This is a genomic window from Jatrophihabitans sp., from assembly GCF_036389215.1.
Taxonomy (GTDB): Bacteria; Actinomycetota; Actinomycetes; order Mycobacteriales; family Jatrophihabitantaceae; genus Jatrophihabitans_A.
Window position 1 is genome coordinate 14,155 of record NZ_DASVQG010000190.1, and the last position, 18,746, is coordinate 32,900.

Consider the following 18,746-nt stretch of genomic DNA (forward strand, 5'->3'; position numbering starts at 1 on the left):
CGCGACAGGCATCCCGGAGCCACTCTCATTAGAATGAGAAGCGCGCTTTCCGGCCCGGCCGCAGCAGCCTTACGGGCACCGGACAGCGGAGTTCGATGTTCTCGCGGCCGAGACAACGGCCGCCGGCACGCAACGCAGCCGGTCCCTCACCGGCTGTGCTCACGGGGGAAACATGAAGTTGAGCCGAGTTCGGCGTCTTTGCCTTGCCGCCGCTGGGGTCACGCTGGCCACCTCGGCGATCGCAACCACCGCTGCGACACCGGCCGGGGCCTACTCGAGCTACCTGAGCCGAGCGCCGTACCTGACCGACCGGACGGCCTCCGCGGTCAAGGTCAACTTCGCGACGACCGCGCCGATCGTCAAGGTCCGGCTCAAGTACGGGCTGACGAGCAGTGGCAGTTGCAGCACGACGAAGGCGACCGCCGCCACCACCAGCCGGCAGGGCTACACCGTCACCTACCCGACCAGCTCGGGCAGCGCGACCAGCAACGTCTATCAGTGGAAACCGCAGCTGGGCGGACTGAGCAGCGGCACCTACTGCTACCGCCTGGAGGGCGCCACCAGCACGACGTCGAGCACCTATATCGACCTGCTCGGCTCGACGGTGGCCTCGCCGACCTTCAGCATGGCGCCGGCCGACCGGTTCGCCGTGATCGGTGACTGGGGCCAGACCGGTCGCACGGCGCCGAGCTACCTCAACAGCGCGCAGGCCAACGTCATCTCGCACATGGCCAGCGGCGGGTCCGACTTCGCCGTCTCGACCGGGGACATCGGCTATCCGAGCGGGACCCAGTCCACCTATGGCGACCTGCAGCACACCGGTCGTGACGTCAGCGCGGTGTTCGGGCCTCGATACTGGCCGGTCGCCGGCAAGAAGCTGCCGATGTACCCGGCTCCCGGAAACCACGGTTTCACCAGCACGTTCACCAACCTGTGGCCGTCCACCTCGATCGCCGGGACGTCAGGCGGCCGGGCGTCCAACGGAACCCATACCGTGAACGGGGTCTCGGTGACCACGCCGGACTACTGGTATGCCTTCAACGCGCACGGCTGGCGGATCTACATCCTCACCGCGGCGTGGTCGGACACTGGCGTCAGCAACCCCTACGCGGTCGACTACAAGGTGCACTGGGCGCCGGGGGCCACCGAGCGCAGCTGGCTGACCAACGACCTGACGGCCAACTCCTCGCTGCCCAAGATTGTCGTGATGCATTACCCGATGTATTCGGCGGTGGGGGTGGGCGAGGACGTCCAGGACAGCTACCTCACCGCGCCCACGGACGGCAGCCAGAGTGTGGAGAACCTGCTGGCCAGCCACAACGTCAAGCTGCTGCTGAACGGCCACTCGCACATCTACGAGCGCAACCGGCCGCACCACGGGATGGTGACGGTCATCAGCGGTGGTGGCGGAGCCGACCTCAGCGGGGTCGACACCACGATCGGCGGCAGGTGCTCGCAGACCTACCCGGACACCGGCGGCGCGGTGGTGGCCGTCGCGCGCGGGTGGACCAGCAGCGGCGGGAGCGCCTGCAACGGCGCCGCCATACCGACGTCCGCCGCGCAGGTGTACCACTACGTCCGGGTCACGCTCGGCTCGGGTACCGCGAAGGTCGAGGCGATCAACTCCAACGGGACGGTGTTCGACACGACCACGGTGAGTTAAGGGAGGTTCTACTTCCGTGCACTGTCGGTAAGGGTCTTTCAGTTGTGCCTATTTGAGCTGGCTGGGTGAGCCGAACCTCAAGAACTTCACAAGAAATAAACTGGCCCTAGGCACGGTTTGAAGTGTGTGTTAGCTTGGCTAAACGGTCACATGGCCGAGCGGGCATAGATCTGTCAGGCATTATGGTCGCCCTCGGCCTGGCAGGGAGCTAGAGGCGAACCCACGCGCGAAAAACGGTACTCATTCATCCGCGCGGGGGAAGGATCATGGGTCACTCCATGTCTAGTCGTCATAACTCAGCACGTCGCACTACGCGTCGCAATCGTCGAGTGGCGGCCGCGGTCGCCGCAGGCGCCGGCATCGCCCTGTTGGGCGGCATCACGGTTGCCCAGGCTTCGATCCCCAGCTCGACCGGCGTGATCAGTGCCTGCTACGACGCCAAGACCGGCGCGACCCGGATCATCGATTCCAGCGCGAGCTGTGCCAAGAACGAGAAGTCGATCACCTGGAACCAGAAGGGCCCCAAGGGCGACACGGGTGCCACTGGTGCCACTGGTGCCACTGGAGCGACCGGCCCGAAGGGAGCTACCGGCGCCACCGGAGCGACTGGAGCGACCGGCCCCAAGGGTGACACCGGCGCCACCGGCGCCACCGGCGCTACCGGCGCCACCGGAGCCCAAGGAGCCACCGGCCCCAAGGGCGACACCGGCGCCACCGGAGCCCAAGGAGCCACCGGAGCTCAAGGAGCGACCGGCCCCAAGGGTGACACCGGCGAGACCGGCGCAACCGGCGCCCAGGGAGCCACCGGCGCGACCGGAGCCACCGGCCCCAAGGGCGACACCGGCGAGACCGGCGCAACCGGAGCCCAGGGAGCCACCGGCGAAACCGGAGCCACCGGTCCCAAGGGCGACACCGGCGAGACCGGCGCAACCGGAGCCCAGGGAGCCACCGGCGCTACTGGTCTGACCGGCGCACAGGGTCCGCAGGGCGAGGCCGGCCCGACCGGCCCGATGGGGCCGCAGGGCCCGATCGGCGCAACCGGTGCTGCTGGAGCTGACGGTGTCGACGGCGCGCAGGGCGAGAAGGGCGACACCGGAGCGACGGGTGCTACCGGCGCTCAGGGCGAGACCGGCGCGGCTGGTGCCACTGGTGCTCAGGGCGAGAAGGGCGACACCGGAGCAACCGGCGCCCAGGGCGCGGCTGGTGCCACTGGTGCTCAGGGCGAGACCGGAGCAACCGGCGCCCAGGGTCCGCAGGGTGAGGTAGGACCGGCTGGCCCGATGGGTCCGCAGGGTCCCAAGGGCGACACCGGAGCCACCGGCGCCCAGGGTGAGACCGGCGCCACCGGCGTCCAGGGCGAGAAGGGTGACACCGGCGCAGCTGGTGCCACCGGTGCCACCGGCGCACAAGGCATCCAGGGCGAGAAGGGCGACACCGGCGCAGCTGGTGCGCAGGGCGCGACTGGAGCCCAGGGTCCGCAGGGTGAAGTTGGACCGGCTGGCCCGACGGGTCCGAAGGGCGACACCGGGGCAACAGGTGCCACTGGTGCTCAGGGCGAGAAGGGCGACACCGGAGCAACCGGGGCGGCTGGTGCCACCGGCGCACAAGGCGTCCAGGGTGAAACCGGTGCCACGGGCGCGGACGGCGCACAGGGACCACAGGGCAACACCGGAGCCACGGGCGCCATTGGTCCAATGGGCCCGCAGGGGCTGCAGGGCGATGTCGGTCCGCAGGGCGCGCAGGGTCCGGCTGGCCCGGCGGGAGCTGATGGTGCCGCGGGTGCAACCGGCGCAAAGGGTGACACCGGCGCGATGGGTCCGCAGGGGCAGACCGGTGCGCAGGGTATTGCCGGTCCGCAGGGTGTAGCCGGACCGACCGGGGCGACAGGTGCAACGGGCCCGGCCGGTGCGACCGGAGCCAAGGGCGACAAGGGTGACACCGGAGCCACGGGTGCAGCCGGTGCGACAGGTGCAGCTGGTCCCGCTGGTCCGGCTGGTCCCGCTGGCCCGACCGGAGCCACTGGCGCCACGGGTGCGACTGGTCCGGCCGGCCCGGCCGGAACCATCGCTGGCTCGACCATCGTCACGGGCAGCAACGGTTCGATCGCCAGCGCTGCGGTAGCCGGAACGGTGTCCAGCACCAGCACGGCGACGTGTGCTGCTGGCAAGATCCTGCTAGGTGGCGGTGCGACCGTCACCAACGGTGGGCAGAGTCGAGCGGCAGTCCAGTCGTCCGCGCCATCCGGCACGAACGCTTGGCAGGCGACGGCCACCATCGTGGTCGCCGGCTCCGGGTCAGTGACGGTCACGGCGTTCGCAATCTGCGGCGGCTAGCGGACAGATTCACGCACAGCCCAGTAAGACCGCAGGAATCGGGGCCCGCCAGGCAACTGGCGGGCCCCGCGTCCTGTGCAGCCTCGCTGCCGTACAACCATGCCAACACCGTCAGCGGTGCCTGTCACGAGTCGCGATCAGGTTGGCTCAAGAGCGCGCGTCACCGGGAGACAGCTGTCCCGGGTTAGGATATGGACGTTATCTTTATGTTAGATCGCAGGCAGAACGCCGTTGCAGGCCAGTCCAGATCGGCCGTACCACCCAACAGGATGCTGGAGAAGATCATGCGTAGTGGCACACCGAGCAGGTTCTCGACGAAGGTCGCGCGCCGCTACACAGCCATGACGATGTGCGTTGCCATCCTGACGCTGACCGGGTGCGGCAGTGACGACGGCACCGCCAAGCCGGATCCCAAGAAGGCATCGAATGCGCTGGCTGCCGGCCTCGACGCCCAGGCCAAGGGCAATCTCGACGAGGCCGTCGCCCAGTACAACGAGGCGCTGAAGTACGACAAGAAGAACAAGTACGCGCTGTACGACCTTGCCCTGATCGACGCGGCCCGGTCGAACTACGGCGAGGCGGAGAACAAGTACCGGGTGGTGCTGGCCATCGATCCGGCCTTCGAGCCGGCCCTGTTCAACCTGGCCATCCTGGTGAAGGCCAAGGGCAACAACACCGAGGCCATCTCGCTGTACAAGCGGGCGATCGCCGCCGCCCCCAAGGACGCTGCCGCGCACCTGAACCTGGGCCTACTGCTGAGGGCCAATGGCCAGACCGCACAAGGCAATGCCGAGGTCAAGAAGGCGATTGCGCTGAACCCGAAGCTCCGCGACCCGGCCGCCTCGGCCAGCACACCACCCAAGTCTCCGGTGGCCTCAGGGTCGGCCAGCCCGGACGCCTCACCGACACCGTCGTAGCAAGCGTTCGCAGCTGAGCCGGTCCACCGTCCGTACGCCGATCGTGCGGATCTGGAACACTGTGGTGCGGAGATACCGATCCTGTCGGCACTCTCCGGGCCTCTAGCTCAATGGCAGAGCTGCGGACTTTTAATCCGTAGGTTGTGGGTTCGAGTCCCACGGGGCCCACATCGTTGCTGTATTACTTCGGGTGATGCCTCAGTTGGCCTTCGGCTGATTGGTGACGGTGTTTCGGTTGATGGGTTACGGCTACTTCGGTTGATGGGTGACACTCCCGTTCATGAGGGAGTTGTCCGTGGCTGAGCAGCGGTATGAGGCTGTGCTGGCGGTGATCGCCGACGGCGAGACGGTGACACAGCGGTGGCGACCCGGTTCGGGTGGCGCGCAAGATCGTCGGGCGGTGCACTCGCTAGCCCTCCTCGCCTCCGGAACACTGAGCCGCTCGCCTGCTGGGCGCCTCGCGAATCCGTGTTACTAATTAACCCCGACCTTCAGCTCCATGCTGATCGCGCTTGAACATGGAGGGCCTGTGATAGCAGTCATCGCGGGATTGTTAGGTCTCGTTGGGTCTCTTGTTGGCGCCGGCATAGGGGCTTGGGCCAGCGTTTCCGCGACAAAGCACGCCATGGATGCGGCTGACAACACTTGGAGTCTCACGAACAGACGAGATGCCTATATCCGATTCCTCACTGCCGCACAAACGCTGCACATTGCCTGCGAAGAGGAGCGACACTTTGGAGCTGAGGTAGGCCGAGTGCCCCGGGCATTCGTCGAATGCTTCACTACCTACGGTGTCATTCAGACGGCAGCGGCGAACCCTGAGCTCGTTGAAGCTACACGCGTGTACGCCTGGCGTCTGCGGGAGCTGAGACTGGAGCTCGCAGGCAAAGGTATCGGCGGTGACCACGCGTTCAGGCGCATCTCGGTGCTAGTCCGGAGTGCGCGCCATAATGCGATCGATGCAATGCGCACCGATCTCGGTCTGCAAGGTTCGTCGCGACCGGCCGGGTCTTACAACCCGTTCTCTGGCGAGCCGCCGCTTGCCTCTCGGTGGGAAGACCACCAGAAATTGAGTGAGTCAGCCGACACCACACTGGTCGGGCTCCCGTTCTCGTAGCCGCGGGGCGACGGGGGCCTACTCCAAACATTTCACTTACCCCATCTCCTAGGTTCAAAGCTGTCCCAAGAGGTCCACAAACACTTAGAGGGGACGGCCGACCACGAACTCGTCCCACGCAGCTGAGCCGTAGGGCCTCCCCTTTGCGGCTCTCACACCTCCGGCGGTCAAACGGAACGCCTCGGTCCGGGAGGAGTAACCGTCCAGCCGCGCAGGCAGTGCGAGCCCTCAACCGGTCGGCTAACGATAGGTTCGTACCTCTGTCGACCGCTGGGCGCCCTCCGGTCGAAGACACCGGCATGTGCCGCTTCGCTTGACTCGCTGCCTGTACTCAGACCGCTCGGACTTGGGCGAGCCTCTCCCGTGCGTGATCGTCGTCCCAGCAGACGGCGGCTTCCCATGCGGCCGACGCCTGCGCGGCGATGTCGTGCGCGGCGTCGGCTAGATCGGCGGCGTTGTAAGGCAGCACCAGATCGAGGTCCGGAACGTCGACGTGCGACTCGTCCCAGTCGATCATCGCAACCCGATCGGCGGTCATGCGGATGTTGCCCGGATTGGGATCTCCATGAACGACGCACGTCTCACGCCCGGCAAGCCGCGCCCATGCTGCTCGGCATCGAGCAACACCCTCAGGCGGCATCGCGCCCAGGTCAACCTTCGTCCCGGTTTCTTCGTTCAGCAGGTCGGTCGACGAACGCCAGCCCGGGCGCTGCGGCCAAGCCCGCGTCAACCGGTGCAGCTGGCGCAGCATCTCGGCCACCCGACGCCAGTCGGTCTCCGTCTCGGGCGGTCCGCCTTCCACGTAGGTCATCACCACCAGACCGTCAGCGAATAGCCGGCCATCCGTCGTCGCGATCGGCACCGGCACCATCAGCCCCTCACGGTTGAGGTGTCGCAGCAGGTTGGTCTCCCACGCGAGATCAGCGTTGCTCCGGGCGCCGAGACGACCGACCACGAGCTGCCCCTTGAGGCGGACACTCCAAACCTGATTGGCGACTCCGCCGGCGAGCGATTCCACCCGGGTGACATCGTCACCCCAGTGCTTGAGCGCCTCCCACCCCATGGGTTGCATTCTCCCAAAGCTCGGCGAATTGCTCCCCGAGGTTTCCTCGGCCGATCTGTCCCGTTGAACGCTCCCCCGCGGTCGGCCAGCTGCCCCGACAGCCGTTCCGCTATGGCGCATCCCTGCCGATCCCTGGGCCGGGCATCGGAGCGGTCACAAATCTCCTTACTGGTTCAAGAGTCTCGCTGCGCTCGGCCGAGCCCTCCGGCTCCGCGTGTTCTCGCTGCGCTGCTGGCCGTCAGCCCGGCCTGGCCGCTGATTTGCCGCCGTTGCCATGGCGTTTCCTGTCGCACTGGTAATCCTGCTTTTTGTAAACGGCGCCGCTGGCGTACTGCTCGCTGCCGCCCTGGTCGGGGCCGGCCTGGCCGCCGGGGTGCTTGAGAACCTCATGCTGCAGAGTTGAGTGCCCGACCGTCTACGCGGCCGGGTCTACGCTTTCGACGTGCTCGTCTCTCTCGACTCCATCCCGGCCGGCTACCTGCTCGCCGGCATACTTATCAGCAACGGCATCACCCACGTCACCGGTACGGTCGGTGCTCTCGCATGTCTGGCCGTCGCGGTGCTGGTCAGCCTTAGCAAGCTCGCACAGCGGGAACTAACCAGCAGCACGACAGCATGAGGGCGCCCACCAGCGCCAAGGACTACCTCGGCCGCGCCCTCCGCCACGACAAAGCCGGCCGCGAAGCCCAAGCGGTAGCCGACTACATGCACGCCCTGAAACTCGGACTCGACGGCGCAGACGAACGCATCGCGCTCATCTGCCTGGCTTCCTCCCACCGTAACCTCGGCGAGCACGACCAGGCCCTCAAGGTCATTAGCCGCGCCCGCAGGCGCTACCCAGAAGACCCTGTTGTCGAGGCCTTCGCCGCCCTCATCCTCCTCGACGCCGGTCAACCCAACCGCGCCGTTCGAATACTCGGCCTTGCCCTGTGCAACCATGCCCGGCCCGACGCACTCGACGGCTTCGACACCGTCCTCACCCGCAAGTTTCGCGGTGCAACCCGGCCGAGCGCCGCGAAGGAATCCGGCCAACGCTGAACATCCGTGGGGCCGGTGGCTAGTGGCGGCCCGTGAACGCGGCGGGAAGGAGCACCGATGGCGGACTACAAGCTGACCAAATCCGTCGGCGAGCACTGGACGTGCGCCGAACTCGCACGACGTGGTTGGTCGCCTGCACTAACCCGCGACGGCCTGGAACGTACAGACCTGCTGGCAGTTGGGGGCCACTTGCCAGATCGGCCCACCATCGAGGTTCAGGTTAAGACTGCGAACGAGAGCGGGTCGAGAACGAGCTGGCCGCTCGGCGACAAGGCCCAAATGAGCGCCAAGTCAGACCGCGAGTGGTTCGTACTCGCCTTCGTCCCCCGGGATCTGTCCGCGCCGATCCGGGGCTACGTCATTCCGCGCGACCACGTAGCAGCAGCTGCCTGGATCGTGCATCAGGACTGGCTGACGAACCCCACGGTCAAGCCGGGTAAACGCAACGCACCAGCCTCTCGTTCCCGTGTCAACACCACGGTCTGGGAGCGGTACGAAGGTCGATGGGATCTCTTGAACCAGTCGACAAGCGCCGCGCCGGTCCTGCTGCCAGGCTGGCTACGGGATCGCTCATCAGAGCCGAGGGTGGGATTGCCACCCTCGCACCCGTGGCGGGCAGGACTGCCGCCAGTCTGGCCTGACTGAACTCGCACCCAACACAGTTGCCAGACCGTCCGGATCACCTGCCGCTTGGGACGCCTGACGCGGGGAGTACACACGTACAAATTATCCGTACCGAGAAGGGAACGCCGGTGAAGATCTTCATCTCCTCGGACATGGAGGGCACGGCCGGGGTGGTGGCCTGGGAGCAGTGCCGCCCGGGTCAGCAGGATTACGAGCACTACCGTGGCTTGCTGCAGGATGAGGTGAACGCGGTGATCGACGGGGCGAACCAGGCCGGCGGACCGCACGAGTTCCTCGTCAACGACTCGCACGGGCAGATGGCGAACCTGCGCCCCGAGCGGCTGAACGGGGAAGCCGCATATCTGTCCGGCCGGCACAAGCCGCTGTACATGATGCAGGGCCTCGACGAGTCCTTCGACGCGATCTTCTTCGTCTCCTACCACGGCTCCGCCTCGGCCGGGCCGGCAACCCTTTCGCACACCTACAACCCGGCGGCGATCGCGGAGGTCAGACTGAACGGCACGCTTGCCGGCGAGTCCGGCATCAACTCGTTGGTGGCACTCGGTCATGGAGTACCGGTGGTGCTGGTGACAGGCGACCAGACCACGGCGTCGGAGCTGCGCCCCTACTGGCCCCAGGCCCACGCGGCCGTGGTGAAGCACTCGGTTTCCCGCTTCGCCGCCGAGAGCCTGCACCCGGCGCGGGCCACCCGACTGATCGCCCAGACCGCGCGAGAAGCGGTCGAGGCGCTACGCGACTCCGGCACGAAGCCGACTGCCCGTATCGAACTGCCAGCCACACTCACGGTCCGGCTCCGCAACCCGGACCTGGCCGAGATGGCCACCTGGCTCGAACGCGTCGAGCCGGACGCGAACGACCCGACCGTCATACAGCTCGTGGACGACGACCCGATCCGGCTCTACCGCACCTTCGTCACTCTTGTTCTGCTCACCCGCGGCATCGCCGAGTAGCCCGTGTGCGGCGGATCGTCCGCGCGCCGATCAGCCCCTCGACGTTCGGTGCCCTGTTCGGCTCGGACGCACCAGGGCAGTTGCCCGGGCGTCAGGACGCCGGGGCGTGCCAGTCGCTGGGGACCAGCGGCAGGAATTCGGCCTGTCGATCGATCTGCAGCGCAGCCGTTGCCTGGTGCAGGTCGAGGAAGAAGCACTCGAAGACCATGCCCGCGTCCTGGCCTTCCTGTGGCGGAACGGTGTGGCGCCAGCGCTCGGCAGGAACCTGCAGTGCGCGGGCAGCAAGGAAGACGGTCACCTTCCGGACTTGGCTGGCCTGGTCCTCGATCACCTGAACGCCCAGCGCCCTGGCGGGTGTGATCCGGATGCCGGTCTCTTCCAGAACCTCCCTGGCAGCAGCGGCTTCCAGCGTCTCGAACCGGTCTACGCCCCCGGCCGGGATCTGGGTTCCAGCCTCAGGGAAGTCGGCGTGATCCAAACACAGCACTCTCGCCGCTGTCGCTGGCTGGCCGTCGAAGACGTAGACCGCCACCCGGTACCGATCGCGCATGACGTCCTTTCACCCCAGGAAGTCGTTGAGGACGCTCCGTGACGGAGTCCGCCGTGTCCCACCAGGACATGATCTCCCACTCGGCGTTCGGTGGAGTGGTGGCAGCGTTCGGCTGATGGGTCACGGCTGGGTTCGTTGATCGGGAACGCTCGATTCATGAGGGAAACTTGTCTGTGGCTGAGCAGCGGTGTGACGCTGTGCGGGTGGTGATCGCCGACGGCGAGACGGTGACGGGTGGCGGCAGGTGGGAACCGAGCAGGACAGCACCAGCAAGGCAGGCCCAGCCGTACCGGTAGCGGCTGCCGCCGGCGTCGAGGCTGCGAACCGCATCAGCCCGATCCGCTTCATCGTCGGATTCGGCATCGTCTCGGCGTTGGCAGACATGGTGTACGAGGGTGCCCGCTCGATCATCGGCCCCTACCTCGGCACCCTCGGCGCGTCCGCCGCTGTCGTCGGCGTGATCACCGGCGCGGGCGAAGCTGCCGCGCTGGTCCTGCGCCTGGTCACCGGCAAGCTGGCTGACCGGCTCGGGCGGCCGTGGCCCCAGACGATGCTCGGCTACGCCCTCACCGCCGTCTGCGTGCCGTTGCTCGCCGTCTCCGGCAGCCTTCCCGCCGCCGGGCTGCTGTACAACGGCGAGCGGGTCGGCAAAGCGGTCCGCACTCCGGCACGGGACTCCATGCTTGCCCACGCCTCCGCCGAGATGGGCCGCGGCTACGCCTTCGGCCTACACGAAGCACTCGACAAATTCGGCGCTATGGCCGGACCGCTGGTCATCGCAGTCACTCTCGCCCTTGGCGGCCACTACCGCCTCGCGTTCGTGCTACTGGCCATACCCGGCGCGCTCGCACTACTCGCCCTCGCCCGGCTGCGCCGAGCCGCACCCGACCCGACCGCGTGGGAACCGGCTGCCCAAGTATCGGAAAAGAAGAAGCTCCGCCTCGACGCCCGCCTCCCAGCGGCCTTCTGGCTCTACGCCGCGTTCTCCGCGACCACGATGCTCGGCTTCTCAACCTGGGCCGTGCTCGCCTACCACCTCACCTCGCGGCATCTGATCTCAGCATCCCTGGTCCCCGTTCTCTACGCCCTTGCCATGGCCGCGGCGTCAGCAGCCGCTGTCGGCTTCGGCCGCATCTATGACCGGGTCGGGCTACGAGGGCTCCTCGCGCTCCCGCCGCTCGCGGCCGCCGTTCCGCTGCTGTCCTTCTCCACGACCACGGGTTTGCTGATCGCAGGTGCCCTCGTGTGGGGTGCCGGCATGGGCATCCACGACTCCACCATGCGCGCCGCCGTCGCCGACTTGGTCCCACCCCACCGCCGGGGCGGCGGATACGGCACCTTCACCGCCATCTACGGCCTGGCCTGGCTCGCCGGCGCGGCACTCATCGGCCTGCTCTACGAACACGGCGCACACGTGGCCGTTCTCTTCATCGGCGCTGTACAGCTGTGCGCGCTGGGCCTGCTCATCCCACTGCTGCGCCGCACCCGACGCCCTAGCTGAGATGCCTGAGCCATGACCGGGACCCGCATCCGGTCAGCCGATCCCGGTGACCGCCCGTTCCTGCTCGCCATGCTCGTCGAGGCTGCCAACTGGAACGGTCAGCTACTGCTTACGCCGGCCGAGGTCGAGGCTGACCCCGCACTTGCTCACTACATCAGTGGCTGGGGGCGACCATTTGACTTCGGAGTCGTCGCCTTGAACGATGCCGGCGAGCCGATGGGAGCGGCGTGGGCCCGAAGCTTTGACATCGACGATCCCGGTTATGGCTTTGTCGCCAAGGACATACCCGAGATCAGCATGGCGGTCGTGACCGCCTTCCGAGGCCAGGGCGTGGGTACCCGCTTGCTCGCTGCGCTCATTCGCGAGGCCCGGGGCCGGGGCCACGACGCGCTCAGCTTGAGCGTCGAGGACGGCAACCCAGCCCGCATCCTGTACGAGAGAGCCGGCTTCCTACGCCACAGCCGCAACGGGAACTCCGACACCATGCTGCTGAAGGCAACTGCTGGGGCCCTCGGTAGCTGAGCCGATGGCCACCTCCCGTGGCCACCGAGTAGCTACCCAGCTGCCCTGCCCGGTGGGCGGTCAGGGCTGGACCGGCACGAGGAGCCGAGCGAGGGTGAGCAGCGGGCGCGGCTGCGCTCCGCTCAGGCTGGAGGCGAGGGAGAGCGACACGCGCTCCGAACGCATCCTGCAGCCGGAGCCTCAGGTCCCGCTCTCGAGTTCCAGGTCGAGGTTCCACTCCAGCAGCGGCACCGCCAGATCGGTCGCGGTCACCAGCGCGGTGCTCAGCACGAACGCCGGGTTCGTCCGCACGCCGGCCGGCCCGAGTTGCCCGGTTATGGGGCTGCTGGCCGCGTGGATTCGGCCGCACCGATGACTTCTGCCACTGCGCCGGTTACAGTTCAATTCTCACCCAACTCACACAGCAGGAGGAAAGGCCTCGTGCATCGACTTACTTACGGCGTCCTAGGCGCCGTGGCCACCATGCTCACCAGCGTGGCGGTCATCCCTTCAGCAGCCGCGGCTACGGCTCCACAAGACTCGCCTGCGGCGGCGAACCGCTCGGACAATCACCCGGGCCCCCTGACCGCTCGTCAGGACGCCCGCCGCAAGGCGGCGCAGAAGCTCATCCTCTCCGGCAAGGCATCGCCGAACAAGGACGGCGTCGTCAAGCTGGCCGACGACAAGTACTACCAGGCGGCGGTGGCCGGCACCGGCCGCGTCTTCACCATCCTCTCCGAGTTCGGCACCGCGGGCAGTGGCAAGCTCGGCACCACGCCCGGCCCGCTGCACAACCAGATCGCGCAACCGAACCGCAGCCTCGACAACAGCACGGCGTGGACGAGCGACTTCAACCGCGCGTACTACCTCAACCTGCTGTTCGGCTCCGGCGAGTCGTTCAAGAACTTCTACACGGCGCAGTCCTCGGGTCACTACACGGTCGACGGCGACGTCAGCAACTGGGTGCGGGTCGCGAACAACGCCTCCACCTACGGTGACAACACCGTCGAGAACAACGGCGGCGCCTGGCAGTTCATCCAGGACTCGGGCAACGCGTGGTACGCGGCGCAGGTCGCCGCCGGCCGCTCGGATGCCGACATCAAGGCGCAGCTGGCGTCCTTCGACGTCTGGGACCGCTACGACTACGACCACGACGGCAACTTCGACGAGCCGGACGGCTACCTCGACCACTTCCAGGCGGTGCACGCCGGTGAGGGCGAGGACGGCAACGGCGGCGCGGACGCGATCTGGTCGCACCGCTGGTACGTCAACCAGACCGACTACGGCCTGACCGGTCCCTCGATCGGCGGCACGCCGGTGCTCTTCGGCGGCTCGCAGATCGGCAACACCGGCTACTGGATCGGTGACTACACCGTCGAGGCGGAGAACGGCGGACTCGGCGTGTTCTCGCACGAGTTCGGCCACGACCTCGGCCTGCCGGACCTCTACGACACCAACGGCGGCGACAACGGCACCGGTTTCTGGACCATCATGTCCGCCGGGTCCTGGCTCAACCACGGCACGGTGGACATCGGCACCACGCCCGACCACATGGGCCCGTGGGAGAAGCTGCAGTTGGGCTGGCTGTCCTACTCGGTGGTGTCCCCGGGAGCGGGCGGCAGCTACACGCTGAGCCCCGCGTCGCAGCAGGTCTCCGGACAGGCCCAAGGGCTGGTCGTGGACGTGCCCGACCAGGCCATCCAGCACAGCTACACCACGCCGAACTCGGGCAGCTACGCATGGTGGACCTCCAGCGCCGACGACCTCAACACGACGCTGACCCGCAGCCTCAACCTGACCGGTGTGCGCAGCGCAACCGTCCAGGCGAGTGCGTGGTACGACATCGAGGACGGCTTCGACTACCTGCACGGCGAGTACTCCACGAACGGCGGCTCCACCTGGACCGAGGTCGGCACTGCGCTGACCGGCTCGTCCAACGGCCGCTGGGGCACCGTGAAGTACTCCGTTCCGGGCGGTCAGCAGACACTGTTCCGCTACCGCTTCCAGAGCGACAGTGGCGTGCACCTGGCCAACGCGTTCCTCGACGACATCACGGTGAAGTCCGGCGGCACCACGCTGCTGGCCGACAACGTGGAGTCCGGTGACAACGGCTGGACCGCGGTAGGCGGGTTCAAGCGCAGCACCGGCACCGAGTCGACGGTCGGGGACCGGTACTACCTCGCCGAGAACCGGACGTACACCGGCTACGACGCGACGCTGCAGACCGGCCCGTACCAGTTCAGCAAGGGCATCACCGCGCCGAACTGGGTGGAGCGGTTCCCGTACCAGGACGGCATGCTGGTGTGGGCCGTGGACGAGACGTACACCGACAACAACACGATTGACCACCAGGGTCACGGGCTTACCCTGCCGGTCGACGCGCGGCCCGCGCCGTTCACGTACTCCGACGGCAGCAAGCCGGGCAACCGGCGGCAACCGTTCGACGCCACCTTCGGCCTGCAGGCAACCGACGCGGTCGCCCTGCACAAGGAGGTCCAGGTGGGCAGCGGCAAGAACGCCACGGTGCAGACGTTGACGGCCTCGGCGCCGTCCAGCGCCGGTATCCCGACGTTCACCGACTCGGTCACCGACAGGTACTTCTCGTCGGCGAACCCGCTGTCCTCGGCCTACGTTGCCGGGCATGGCGTCACGATGACCGTGACGAGCCAGGTGACCAACGGAGCGCTCACCGTGACGGTGAACAACCCGGTCGCCTGACAGTTCCAACAGCGAGCTGGCCCGCCCCGTATCTCGGGGCGGGCCAGTCTGTTTCCGCTCGACCGCAGGGAAGATGCCGACCTGATCTGACCCACATATGCGTCTTAGCGTCCAGTGGTGGGAGGTCGCTGCTGGTCGAGCAACGACCGATGGGTCATGTCGTAGGTGGCGAGCACCTCCAGGAAGAACTCTGAGGCGCCGGTGGTGACCCCGGCCAGCTCGGCTTCAGGCGTGCTCTGTATCACTTCCAGAAATACCTTGTGGTGCAGCTCGGCCAGGTCCAAGATCGTGATTCCCTGGATGACCGCCAAGCGCCCGATCTCGTAGGCCGCTCGAAGCGGAGCCTCTTCGCGTCGCGGAAGATAACGCAGGAACGCAACCCGGTAGTTACGTTGCAACTCCTGGGTCACGGCCATGGCGACACACTGTGGTCCGGGTGCTTGGTAGCGCCTGTCACGAGGTCCAGGTAAGCCAAGCCCTCCTCGAGGTCCAAGGCGGTCCGCACCGCTCCGGTGCCGAGTCCCAGTTCCACCATGGCAAGAGCCACGTCCGGTTGGATTCCTACGATCACGGTAGTGGCTCCGCGAAGGCGAGCCATCTCCGCTATGTCTCTCAGGGTGCGTAGTCCGAATGAGTCCAGCACATCGAGCGCGGCGACATCGATGATCACGCCTCGCGACCGCCGCATACCGATCTGTTCGATCAGATCTTGCTGGAAGCGGGTCAACTGACTGTCATCGAGGGCAGTATGGATCGACGCGATCAGGGTAGAGCCCTGCCGCAATATTGAGACGAGTGCTGGGCCAGGATCCATTATCCCGCGAAACCGTCCTGGCGACTGACGGCGTAACCCAAGAGCCGCTCGGCTTCTTCGAGGCCGCCCTGCAGATCCCCGATCGTGTTCATCTTGCTGAGGTCAACTCCAATCGTCACCAGGGTCTGAGCGATACCCGGCGACAGCCCTGTGATGATGACGCTTGCGCCCATCAGACGCGAGGCGTCGACAGTACGAACGAGATGGTTGGCCACAGCCTCATCCACGGTGGGGGCGCCGGTGATGTCGATGACGACCACCTTTGCCCGATGCCTGCGAATGCCGGCGAGAAGTTGCTCGGTGAGCTGACGAGCGCGTTCAGTGTCCAGAACTCCGATGATCGGAAGGATCAGAAGTCGTTCCCGAACCGGGAGAACGGGCGTGGAGAGCTCTCGAATGGCGTCCTGCTGCTGACGGATCACCCGTTCTCGCTCGTCTACGAAGCTCACCGCAACGGTATTGGCTATCCGGTTCGCGGCGGGCTCGTAAGCGTCCAGAACCCTGTTGAGCATGGAGAAGTCCTGCTGGTACTTGCCGAAGAGTGATCTCGCCAGAACGTCGCGGAGCAGCAGCACGATGCCCACCACCTCATGAGTCTCGACCCCACGGGGAATGATGCGCTCGGACAGGTCGCGGGCGTAGTGCTGGAGCGCTTCGACGCTTCCGGTTTCGAGTACCTCGACGTAGTTGTCGTATACCGAGGTGGTCTCCGCGGCGACCTCCTGGGGCGTCATGGCCTGCAACAGGTGTGCTTCCTGGATGCGGGTGGCCCACTCCTGTCGAAGCCTGGTGCGGTTGTCGCGCAGGTGTGCCACCAGCTGCGGCAACAGCTCTTGAGGATCCAGGGCCGGGAAGTCTGACACGGCTTGCTCGACGACTTGCTCGTCCTTACTCATCTGGCATTCCCTTCTGCCACTTGGTCATGGTCACCGTCGTTCCTCGGCCCATTTCTGACACGATCTCGAACTCATCCATCAGCCGGCGCGCACCGGGCAGGCCGAGCCCTAACCCGCTGTAGGTGCTGTACCCGTCAACCATGGCCTGGTGGACATCGCGGATGCCCGGGCCGGTATCCCGAGCGGTTATCAGTAGGCCGTACCGTCCGTCCTCGATCACTTCAATGCTGAGTTCGCCCTTTTCAGCGAAACGCACGATATTACGGGTGATCTCGGAAACCGCCGTCGCGATGATGGTCGAGTCCGTCCGCGAGAACCCGACACTGGAAGCGATTTCTCGTACCGCCTGACGCGCCGTCACGATGTCGGCGTCCCTGCGAATTGCGATGACATCCTTCCTTGAGACGTCGGCCGTTCTCTCGAACAGGGGCTGGCTGATCTTCGAGCACATGTCGCACTCAAGTAGATGGCGGGCAGCGTCCAGTTCACGTTGCCGACGGCGGTCTCGGGCCGAGAGCGAGAGGAGGACCTGTCGGCAACGGTCGGTCGGCGGCTCGACCTTCTCCGAAGCGAGCAGATACTCAACCCGCAACCGAGCACGGGCCCGGTGCAGCTGGGCGGCGACAGCACCGGCCGTCATACCGAGCTGGGATCCGAGCGTGCCCGTGTCCTGGCCATTGACCTCATGGGCGACGAGGGCCTGCCGGTCTCGTTCGGACAGCTGGCCAAGCGCCGTCACCATCGCCTCCCGTTGCTCGCCCTCCAGCAACTGTTGATCGACCTGCTCACCCGGCGGTATTTCCGCAAGTCGATGCTGATTACGGCGCTGCCGCTCCTGCTGTTTGTAGAAGGTCGCAACAAGGTTGCGGGCGGTGACGATGGCGTAAGGCCCGTGCATGCCTTGCGTGACTCGATCTCCAGCCCCGAGCACCCGTGCCAACGTCTCCTGCACCAGGTCGTCGGCCGTGGCTGGATCCGGGACCCGGGGCATCACCACACGCCGCACCAGCGACATGAGTTCCGGGATGTCAATCCCGCTATCCCCAGCGCCAGGGTCCGGCGGGATGGCGACGCCCATATTGCGACCCTACCCCCGCAAGGGCGACCAGCGGCCTGGCAATCGGAGCCTCTACCGCGACGTACCAGGCCAGAAATCCCGCCACGCCACGGGCCGCCGGAACCCGCTGCCGCCGTGGACGCCCCGGCACGGCCGGCATTACGCGAGACCGGGCCGCGGAACAGCTGCCGCGACGGAGCCACACCTACCCACCGCCCAGCTATACCGTGACGGCCGGTTGGTGTATGGGCGATCCGGCCCACGTGATGCGAGGGCTTCGGGCCGCTCTTCATAGTGCTAGATGCCAGCAGGGGACCGGGTGAGCCAGGTCGCCTGGCATTGACATGGAAGCCGAAAGAGGTGGTTCGATGTTCTATGACCCGGCAAGTGAACCGAAGCATGGTGGTTCCCTGCACAAGGTTTGGTTCGTGCTCGTCGCGATTGCAGCGGCGTTCACCCTATTCGTCGGCACTGCCGTCATCGCTGTGGCCGCGCCTCGACCCGCCCATCCGTCGACGGTCAGCGTCACGGGCACCCTCGCGGACGGCACCGGAGCGGTCACGGGCGTCTTCGATGTGAACAAGTTCACCGCCTCGGGTACTCAGCTGCTGGCTACCGGCACGTTCACCGGCACTGTGACCGATGCCGCGGGGGCCGTCCTGGCATCCGGAACACAGACGATCACGCTGCCCGTCGACCTGGCGAGCAGTTCCGGATCGTGTCAGATCCTGCACCTCACCCTCGGCCCGCTGGACCTGAACCTGCTGGGCTTACAGGTTCACCTGGACCGGGTCGTGCTCGACATCACGGCGCAGTCAGGACCGGGCAACCTGCTGGGCAACCTGCTGTGCGCGATTGCAGGTCTGCTCGACGGGAACACCGGGCTGAGCGCGCTAGTCAGCCAGATCGCCATGCTGCTGAACCGGATCCTGGGAATCCTGGGCTAGGGAGCTTATACCGCAGTGGCAAGGAATGATTCGTGG

17 protein-coding genes and 1 tRNA gene are annotated in these 18,746 nt (G+C 66.7%); 12 read left to right on the plus strand and 6 right to left on the minus strand.

Annotated features, from left to right (window positions below):
* Positions 1-172: 172 nt before the first annotated feature.
* From VF542_RS10020 to VF542_RS10035, 4 genes are all read left to right on the plus strand, one after another.
* Entirely contained in the window at positions 173-1,663 is a 1,491-nt protein-coding gene (locus tag VF542_RS10020) for a metallophosphoesterase family protein (RefSeq protein ID WP_408651562.1), read from the plus strand.
* A 329-nt stretch (positions 1,664-1,992) separates the two neighbouring features.
* Complete coding sequence (locus VF542_RS10025; protein ID WP_408651563.1) at positions 1,993-3,996, plus strand: spore surface glycoprotein BclB; 2,004 nt, start codon at positions 1,993-1,995, stop codon at positions 3,994-3,996.
* A 284-nt stretch (positions 3,997-4,280) separates the two neighbouring features.
* On the plus strand, positions 4,281-4,913 hold the full coding sequence (locus VF542_RS10030) for a tetratricopeptide repeat protein (protein WP_408651564.1): 633 nt from the start codon (positions 4,281-4,283) through the stop codon (positions 4,911-4,913).
* A 96-nt stretch (positions 4,914-5,009) separates the two neighbouring features.
* Positions 5,010-5,081: transfer RNA gene (locus VF542_RS10035), tRNA-Lys, on the plus strand.
* 1,280 nt (positions 5,082-6,361) lie between these two features.
* Here the strand turns inward: VF542_RS10035 and VF542_RS10040 are convergent.
* On the minus strand, positions 6,362-7,093 hold the full coding sequence (locus VF542_RS10040; RefSeq protein ID WP_408651565.1) for a phosphotransferase: 732 nt from the start codon (positions 7,091-7,093) through the stop codon (positions 6,362-6,364).
* A gap of 442 nt (positions 7,094-7,535) precedes the next feature.
* Between VF542_RS10040 and VF542_RS10045 the strand changes: the two genes are divergently transcribed.
* From VF542_RS10045 to VF542_RS10060, 4 genes are all read left to right on the plus strand, one after another.
* Entirely contained in the window at positions 7,536-7,712 is a 177-nt protein-coding gene (locus tag VF542_RS10045) for a hypothetical protein (RefSeq protein ID WP_408651566.1), read from the plus strand.
* The gene (locus tag VF542_RS10050; RefSeq protein WP_408651567.1) at positions 7,709-8,131 is read left to right on the plus strand and encodes a tetratricopeptide repeat protein; all 423 of its coding nucleotides are present in this window, start codon (positions 7,709-7,711) and stop codon (positions 8,129-8,131) included. The genes VF542_RS10045 and VF542_RS10050 overlap by 4 nt, the downstream gene beginning before the upstream one ends.
* Positions 8,132-8,188: 57 nt before the next feature.
* Positions 8,189-8,776, plus strand: a complete 588-nt coding sequence (locus VF542_RS10055) for a hypothetical protein (protein ID WP_408651568.1) — start codon at positions 8,189-8,191, stop codon at positions 8,774-8,776.
* A 107-nt stretch (positions 8,777-8,883) separates the two neighbouring features.
* Positions 8,884-9,726, plus strand: a complete 843-nt coding sequence (locus VF542_RS10060; RefSeq protein WP_408651569.1) for a M55 family metallopeptidase — start codon at positions 8,884-8,886, stop codon at positions 9,724-9,726.
* A 91-nt stretch (positions 9,727-9,817) separates the two neighbouring features.
* Here the strand turns inward: VF542_RS10060 and VF542_RS10065 are convergent, their stop codons facing one another.
* Complete coding sequence (locus tag VF542_RS10065) at positions 9,818-10,276, minus strand: NUDIX domain-containing protein (RefSeq protein WP_408651570.1); 459 nt, start codon at positions 10,274-10,276, stop codon at positions 9,818-9,820.
* A 244-nt stretch (positions 10,277-10,520) separates the two neighbouring features.
* Here VF542_RS10065 and VF542_RS10070 point away from each other — a divergent pair, with 244 nt between their 5' ends.
* From VF542_RS10070 to VF542_RS10080, 3 genes are all read left to right on the plus strand, one after another.
* Positions 10,521-11,777 (plus strand): MFS transporter, encoded by a 1,257-nt coding sequence (locus tag VF542_RS10070; protein WP_408651571.1) that lies wholly within the window; start codon positions 10,521-10,523, stop codon positions 11,775-11,777.
* Between the two features lie 12 nt (positions 11,778-11,789).
* Positions 11,790-12,299: a GNAT family N-acetyltransferase gene (locus tag VF542_RS10075; RefSeq protein WP_408651572.1), complete on the plus strand. Its 510-nt coding sequence runs from the start codon at positions 11,790-11,792 to the stop codon at positions 12,297-12,299.
* A gap of 420 nt (positions 12,300-12,719) precedes the next feature.
* A complete protein-coding gene (locus VF542_RS10080) occupies positions 12,720-14,996 on the plus strand; it encodes an immune inhibitor A domain-containing protein (protein WP_408651573.1) in 2,277 nt (758 codons plus the stop codon).
* Between the two features lie 104 nt (positions 14,997-15,100).
* Here the strand turns inward: VF542_RS10080 and VF542_RS10085 are convergent, their stop codons facing one another.
* Genes VF542_RS10085 through VF542_RS10100 form a run of 4 tightly spaced genes read right to left on the minus strand, consistent with a single transcriptional unit; the run spans position 15,101 to position 17,784 of the window.
* Positions 15,101-15,412: a phosphatase RsbU N-terminal domain-containing protein gene (locus VF542_RS10085; protein WP_408651574.1), complete on the minus strand. Its 312-nt coding sequence runs from the start codon at positions 15,410-15,412 to the stop codon at positions 15,101-15,103.
* Positions 15,403-15,810: an STAS domain-containing protein gene (locus VF542_RS10090; RefSeq protein ID WP_408651575.1), complete on the minus strand. Its 408-nt coding sequence runs from the start codon at positions 15,808-15,810 to the stop codon at positions 15,403-15,405. The genes VF542_RS10085 and VF542_RS10090 overlap by 10 nt, the downstream gene beginning before the upstream one ends.
* Positions 15,810-16,706, minus strand: a complete 897-nt coding sequence (locus VF542_RS10095) for an STAS domain-containing protein (protein WP_408651576.1) — start codon at positions 16,704-16,706, stop codon at positions 15,810-15,812. The genes VF542_RS10090 and VF542_RS10095 overlap by 1 nt, the downstream gene beginning before the upstream one ends.
* Complete coding sequence (locus tag VF542_RS10100; protein WP_408651577.1) at positions 16,699-17,784, minus strand: sigma-70 family RNA polymerase sigma factor; 1,086 nt, start codon at positions 17,782-17,784, stop codon at positions 16,699-16,701. The genes VF542_RS10095 and VF542_RS10100 overlap by 8 nt, the downstream gene beginning before the upstream one ends.
* 407 nt (positions 17,785-18,191) lie before the next feature.
* Here VF542_RS10100 and VF542_RS10105 point away from each other — a divergent pair, with 407 nt between their 5' ends.
* The gene (locus VF542_RS10105; RefSeq protein ID WP_408651578.1) at positions 18,192-18,710 is read left to right on the plus strand and encodes a hypothetical protein; all 519 of its coding nucleotides are present in this window, start codon (positions 18,192-18,194) and stop codon (positions 18,708-18,710) included.
* Positions 18,711-18,746 lie beyond the last annotated feature (36 nt).

Bases quoted from the DNA above. Each gene is read 5' to 3' on its own strand.
- VF542_RS10090 (WP_408651575.1), bottom strand. From the start codon at position 15,810: ATGGATCCTGGCCCAGCACTCGTCTCAATATTGCGGCAGGGCTCTACC.
- VF542_RS10030 (WP_408651564.1), top strand. From the start codon at position 4,281: ATGCGTAGTGGCACACCGAGCAGGTTCTCGACGAAGGTCGCGCGCCGC.
- VF542_RS10095 (WP_408651576.1), bottom strand. From the start codon at position 16,706: ATGAGTAAGGACGAGCAAGTCGTCGAGCAAGCCGTGTCAGACTTCCCG.
- VF542_RS10020 (WP_408651562.1), top strand. From the start codon at position 173: ATGAAGTTGAGCCGAGTTCGGCGTCTTTGCCTTGCCGCCGCTGGGGTC.
- VF542_RS10050 (WP_408651567.1), top strand. From the start codon at position 7,709: ATGAGGGCGCCCACCAGCGCCAAGGACTACCTCGGCCGCGCCCTCCGC.
- VF542_RS10100 (WP_408651577.1), bottom strand. From the start codon at position 17,784: ATGGGCGTCGCCATCCCGCCGGACCCTGGCGCTGGGGATAGCGGGATT.
- VF542_RS10040 (WP_408651565.1), bottom strand. From the start codon at position 7,093: ATGGGGTGGGAGGCGCTCAAGCACTGGGGTGACGATGTCACCCGGGTG.
- VF542_RS10065 (WP_408651570.1), bottom strand. From the start codon at position 10,276: ATGCGCGATCGGTACCGGGTGGCGGTCTACGTCTTCGACGGCCAGCCA.
- VF542_RS10075 (WP_408651572.1), top strand. From the start codon at position 11,790: ATGACCGGGACCCGCATCCGGTCAGCCGATCCCGGTGACCGCCCGTTC.
- VF542_RS10085 (WP_408651574.1), bottom strand. From the start codon at position 15,412: ATGGCCGTGACCCAGGAGTTGCAACGTAACTACCGGGTTGCGTTCCTG.
- VF542_RS10055 (WP_408651568.1), top strand. From the start codon at position 8,189: ATGGCGGACTACAAGCTGACCAAATCCGTCGGCGAGCACTGGACGTGC.